The organism is uncultured Demequina sp. (assembly GCF_913055775.1).
Lineage (GTDB): Bacteria > Actinomycetota > Actinomycetes > Actinomycetales > Demequinaceae > Demequina.
Window position 1 is genome coordinate 1 of the sequence record NZ_CAJXJX010000160.1, and the last position, 5102, is coordinate 5102.

Consider the following 5102-nt stretch of genomic DNA (forward strand, 5'->3'; position numbering starts at 1 on the left):
CCGAGGCCTCGCAGAGCCAGGCACTGGCGAGCATCGGGGACGCACCGCTGGGAGCGGTGCTGCTGTGGATCGCCGCCGCGGCGTTCGTGGCCCTGGGGACGTGGCAGATCGCCGATGCGGTTCGCGGTGGCGACGACGCGAAGGACCGAGGCAAGGCGGCCGGCAAGGCCGTCCTGTACCTCGCCCTGGCCTTCACCACCGTCACCATCGCGCGGGGATCGAGCGCGTCCGACGGCGATCAGCAGGCTCAGGGCTTCGCCTCCGCGCTGATGTCCGCTCCCGGAGGGCGACTCCTCGTGGGCGTCGTCGGCCTCGGCGTCATCGCGGGGGCCGCGTTCCACGTCTGGAAGGGAGTCACCCGGAGCTTCGAGGAGGACCTCACCCGCACGCCCACGCCGGTGACGGTCGCGGGCGTGGCGGGGTACTGCGCGAAGGGGGTCGCGCTGGGCGCCGTGGGCGTCCTGTTCGGCTACGCCGCGCTCACCGCCGACCCCGACGAGGCCCAGGGCATCGACGGCGCGATCGAGAGCCTGCTGGGCGCCCCGGCTGGTCCCGCGATCGTCGTCGCAGTCGGGCTGGGCTTCGCGGCCTATGGGCTGTACTCGCTCGCCAGGGCGCGATGGGCGCGGATGTAGGGCCCACGCATCGTCCCTCCTTCGCCGAGCGACATCGGTTCTCGCCGGTCGCTGAAGCGCGGGGCGCTGGAGCGCTGAGGCGCTGAGCCGCCGAGGCGCTGGAGCGCTGGGGTGCGAGGGCGCCGAGGCCAGCGACCAGGACCCGCCGCGGCGAGGTCGTCCGCGTCCGACTGTGCTCGGGGCTCGCGCCTAGACGTTGCCCTGGAACAGGCTCGTGACCGAGCCGTCGTCGAAGACCTCGTTGATCGCGCGCGCGAGCAGCGGCGCGATGGACAGCACAGTGAGCTTGTCGAACTGCTTGTCGTCCGAGATGGGCAGCGTGTCGGTGATGACGACCTCCGAGATGCCGGAGTCGCGCAGCCGCTCGACGGCAGGCCCGGACAGGAGCCCGTGCGTCGACGTCACGATGACGTCCTTCGCGCCGTTCTCGAACAGCGCCTCGGCGGCCTGGACGATGGTGCCGCCGGTGTCGATCATGTCATCGACCAGCACACACGTGCGGCCCTCGACCTCACCGACCAGCTCGTGCACCTTCACCTGGTTGGGGACCGAAGGGTCGCGACGCTTGTGGATGATCGCGAGCGGCGCGCCCAGGTGGTCCGACCACTGGTCGGCGAGACGCACGCGGCCGGCGTCGGGCGACACGATGGTGATGTTGTCGGGGGCGACCCGGGTGCGCACGTACTGCGCGAGCATGGGCATCGCCCACAGGTGGTCCACGGGGCCGTCGAAGAAGCCCTGGATCTGCGCGGTGTGCAGGTCGACCGACATCACGCGGTCCGCGCCCGCGGTCTTGAACATGTCCGCCATCAGACGCGCCGAGATGGGCTCACGGCCCTTGTGCTTCTTGTCCTGACGGGCGTAGCCGTAGCACGGGATCACGACGGTGATCCGCTTGGCGGACGCGCGCTTGAGGGCGTCGACCATGATGAGCTGCTCCATGATCGCCTCGTTGATGGGCGCCGCGTGGGACTGGAGGACGAACGCGTCGGCACCGCGCACCGACTCGCCGAAACGCACGTACAGCTCGCCGTTAGCGAAGGTGTAGGCCGTGGTGGGCAGCAGTTCGATCTCGAGCGCCGCGGCGACGTTCTCCGCGAGCTCAGGGTGAGCGCGACCGCCCGCCAGCACCATCCGTCGTTCGCTCGCGTGCGAGATCCCTGCGCTCATGCCTCTCCCTGAGGGTCATCGGCCGGTACGGCCTGTGGTCCTGACGATAGTGCGTCGCCGTGCCCATCCGCCTGGGATGCGGCCTCGGCGGCCTCGGCGGACGCGGTGCCCGGCCTGCGCCGCACCACCCATCCGTCGACGTTCTGTTGCGGCGCCGAGGTCAGCGCGAGCGCGCCCGGAGGCACATCGCGGCGAATGATCGCACCCGCGCCGGTGTAGGCACCGTCACCGATCGTGACCGGCGCGATGAGGGAGTTGTCCGAGCCCACGCGCGCGTGATCACCCACCGTCGAGCGGTTCTTGGACACCCCGTCGTAGTTGACGAAGATGGTCGCGGCGCCGATGTTCGAGTGGTGGCCGATGGTCGCGTCGCCCACGTAGCTCAGGTGCGGGACCTTGGAGTGGTCGCCGATCGTCGCGTTCTTGGTCTCGACGAAGGCGCCGATCTTGCCGTCGACCCCCAGATGAGTGCCCGGGCGCAGGTACGAGAACGGCCCGACCGTCGCGCCCGCGTCGATCACCGAGCGCGAGCCGTGCACCCGCGTGACGGTCGCGCCCGCGCCGACCTGCACATCCGTGAGGGTGCTGTCCGGGCCGATGGTCGCGCCGCTCGCGACCTCGGTCGCCCCCTGGAGCTGCGTGCCGGGCAGGATCGTGACGTCCGGAGCCAGCACCACGTCGGCATCGATCCACGTCGTCGACGGGTCGGTGATCGTCACGCCCTCGCGCATCCAGTGCTCGAGGATGAGGTCGTTGAGCCGGCGTCCCACGGCCGCGAGCTGGACGCGGTCGTTGACTCCCTCGACGGCATCCGCGTCGGGTGCCACGAAGGGCTGGACGCGGCCGCCGTCGCCGCGGGCGATCGCGATGACGTCCGTGAGGTACATCTCGCCCTGCGAGTTGTCGCGCCCCAGGCGCGCGAGCGCGCCGCGCAGCACGGCGGCGTCGAACACGTAGATGCCGGCGTTGATCTCGTCGATCGCGCGCTGGTCGTCGGACGCGTCCTTGTGCTCGACGATTTCGACGACCTCGTCGGTCCCGGCGTCGCGCACGATGCGTCCGTAGCCCGTCGGATCCTCGACGCGAGCAGTCAGCAGCGTCACCGCGGCGCCCGAGTCGGCGTGTGCATCGACCAGCGAGCCCAGCAGCGCTCCGTCGACCAGAGGGACGTCGCCGCTGGTCACCACGACCGCCCCGTCGAGCTGCGTGTCGAGCACCGAGATGTCGCCCACCTCGCCGCTCGCGACGCGCGCGGCCACGGCCGTCGCGTCCAGCGTGGACAGCCCGCAGAACACCGCCCGGCCCGTGCCGGGGATCTCGTCCTGATCGGCCAGCAGCGCGTGCGGCGCAATCTCGTGGATGTGCGCCGCCACCTTCGCGCGCTCGTGACGCACAACCACCACGACCCGGTGGGGGTCGAGCGTCGCGGCGGCCGCGAGAGCGTGGCCCACCAGCGAACGGCCGGCAAGCGGGTGCAGGACCTTCGGGGTGGCCGACTTCATCCGGGTGCCTGCGCCGGCAGCGAGGATCATCACTGCGGCAGGTCGGGTGCGGCTCACCGAGGTCCCTTCGGTCGCTCCAGCGGAGTCGTACAGGTGCATGTCCCACTTTACCTGCGCGTCACCTGCCCGCGCGCCGCGCGGCACCCGGCCCGCGCATCGGCTCCGCCCACAGGATTCGAACCTGTACTGCAAGGCTCCAAAGGCCTGCGTGCTGCCGTTACACCAGGGCGGAACATGGGGACCACGCCCCACAAGTGGTCAAGTCTGCCAGGATTCGCGGCACACTAGGGACGTGACCGACACTCCGAAGAAGGCTCCCCGCGCCCGCATGACCGCGCGCGAGCGGCGCGAGCAGCTGCTCGTGGTGTCGCGCGCGCTGTTCGCCGAGCGCGGGTTCGAGGGCACGTCGGTGGAGGAGATCGCCTCCCGCGCCGACGTCTCCAAGCCGGTGGTCTACGAGCACTTCGGCGGCAAGGAGGGCGTGTACGCCGTCATCGTCGACCGCGAGGTGCAGGCACTGCTGGGCGCGCTGACGGGCGCGCTGTCCGAGCGCGGTCACCCCAAGCAGCTGGTCGAGCGCGCGGCCTTCGCGCTGCTGAGCTACATCGAGTCCTCGCCCGACGGCTTCCGGATCCTGGTGCGCGACTCCCCGGTCGCGCAGGCCACCGGCACCTTCTCGTCGCTGATCGGCGACGTCGCCGCTCAGGTCGAGCACCTGCTGGCCCACCAGTTCGAGAAGCGTGGGCTGGACGCCAGCGCAGCACCCATCTACTCGCAGATGCTCGTCGGCATGGTCGCCCTCACCGGCCAGCACTGGGCGGAGGTGCGCGAGCCCTCGAAGGAGGAGGTCGCCGCCCACCTGGTGAATCTGGCGTGGAACGGGCTCAGCGACTTCGAACGGGATCCGGTGCTGCCCTCGCGCGAGTGACCGCGCGCGCAACCTCGCGATTGACCCTGGTCACGGGGGCCGATGCGCGGGTACGTTGCCACTGACGACACCCCTTCACGCGTCAGGAGACAGCAATGATTCAGGGCTTCAAGGACTTCATCTCGCGCGGCAATGTCGTGGACCTCGCGGTCGGCATCGTCATCGGCGGCGCGTTCGCGACCGTGATCACCGCGGTGGTCGACGGACTCATCACGCCCATCGTCGCGATGATCTTCGGTCAGCCCGACCTCACGCAGGTCATGGCGTTCACGATCAACAACGCCCACTTCAGCATCGGACTGATCCTCGACGCCCTGTTCAAGTTCATCACCATCGCGCTCGCCATCTACTTCGTGGTCGTGGTGCCGATGAACAAGCTCGCCGAGCGCCGCACGAAGGCGGACGACGTGGTCGAGGAGAGCGGACCCACCGAGGTCGAGCTGCTCATGGAGATCCGCGACTCGCTCAAGAAGTAGTTGCGCCCTGGCGGGACATGGGTGCCACTCTCGGCCCGAATCTGGCACTCGTGTCCCGCCAGAGCGGTGGCGCCGTGGGCTCAGGCCAGGACCACGGCGCCCGGCGCCGGACCCGACGCCGTCACGACTGTGTGAGCCGTCCCCGACACGGTCACGTGTGCAGCGATCGCGAGCGCGTGCTGACGCGAGCGCGCGAGCGCCGCGACGGTGGGCCCTGAGCCGGACACCATCACCCCGAGCGCCTCCGCCTCGAGCGCCTGCTCCATGACGGCGCGCAGGTGCGGGGCGAGGCTCAGCGCGGCCGGCTGCAGGTCGTTGACCAGCGCATCGCCGAGCTGCTCGGCGTCGCCCGCGCGCAGCGCGATCATGACGTCGTCGCTGATCTGCGGCT

The 5102-nt window shown here is 70.5% G+C and carries 5 protein-coding genes, 1 tRNA gene and 1 pseudogene; 3 read left to right on the top strand and 4 right to left on the bottom strand.

Features of this window, described 5'->3' with window-relative positions; genetic code table 11:
* A partial coding sequence (locus QZ483_RS12565) for a DUF1206 domain-containing protein (RefSeq protein WP_297084518.1) occupies positions 1-635 on the top strand: 635 nt, incomplete at its 5' end.
* 189 nt (positions 636-824) lie between these two features.
* On the opposite strand, the gene QZ483_RS12570 is transcribed toward QZ483_RS12565, so the two are convergent.
* The 3 genes from QZ483_RS12570 to QZ483_RS12580 all read right to left on the bottom strand — a co-directional run bounded on the left by QZ483_RS12570 (position 825) and on the right by QZ483_RS12580 (position 3539).
* Positions 825-1805 carry a ribose-phosphate diphosphokinase gene (locus QZ483_RS12570; RefSeq protein WP_297084520.1) on the bottom strand — a complete coding sequence of 327 codons (981 nt, stop codon included), beginning with the start codon at positions 1803-1805 and terminating at the stop codon, positions 825-827.
* Positions 1802-3406, bottom strand: a complete 1605-nt coding sequence (glmU, locus tag QZ483_RS12575; protein ID WP_297084522.1) for a bifunctional UDP-N-acetylglucosamine diphosphorylase/glucosamine-1-phosphate N-acetyltransferase GlmU — start codon at positions 3404-3406, stop codon at positions 1802-1804. Before glmU ends, QZ483_RS12570 begins: the two co-directional genes overlap by 4 nt.
* A 61-nt stretch (positions 3407-3467) precedes the next feature.
* Positions 3468-3539: transfer RNA gene (locus tag QZ483_RS12580), tRNA-Gln, on the bottom strand.
* 96 nt (positions 3540-3635) lie between these two features.
* On the opposite strand from QZ483_RS12580, the gene QZ483_RS12585 reads away from it, so the two are divergent.
* Together QZ483_RS12585 and mscL are read left to right on the top strand one after the other, a co-directional pair.
* Complete coding sequence (locus QZ483_RS12585) at positions 3636-4235, top strand: TetR/AcrR family transcriptional regulator (protein WP_297084527.1); 600 nt, start codon at positions 3636-3638, stop codon at positions 4233-4235.
* Positions 4236-4330: 95 nt separating this feature from the next.
* Positions 4331-4711 carry a large conductance mechanosensitive channel protein MscL gene (mscL, locus tag QZ483_RS12590; protein WP_297084525.1) on the top strand — a complete coding sequence of 127 codons (381 nt, stop codon included), beginning with the start codon at positions 4331-4333 and terminating at the stop codon, positions 4709-4711.
* Between the two features lie 80 nt (positions 4712-4791).
* On the opposite strand, the pseudogene QZ483_RS12595 reads toward mscL, so the two are convergent.
* Positions 4792-5102: pseudogene (locus tag QZ483_RS12595) on the bottom strand (4-(cytidine 5'-diphospho)-2-C-methyl-D-erythritol kinase); the annotation flags it as partial.

Excerpts from the sequence above, each read along its gene's own strand:
- mscL (WP_297084525.1), top strand. The coding sequence starts at position 4,331 with ATGATTCAGGGCTTCAAGGACTTCATCTCGCGCGGCAATGTCGTGGAC.
- QZ483_RS12585 (WP_297084527.1), top strand. The coding sequence starts at position 3,636 with ATGACCGCGCGCGAGCGGCGCGAGCAGCTGCTCGTGGTGTCGCGCGCG.
- glmU (WP_297084522.1), bottom strand. The coding sequence starts at position 3,406 with ATGCACCTGTACGACTCCGCTGGAGCGACCGAAGGGACCTCGGTGAGC.
- QZ483_RS12570 (WP_297084520.1), bottom strand. The coding sequence starts at position 1,805 with ATGAGCGCAGGGATCTCGCACGCGAGCGAACGACGGATGGTGCTGGCG.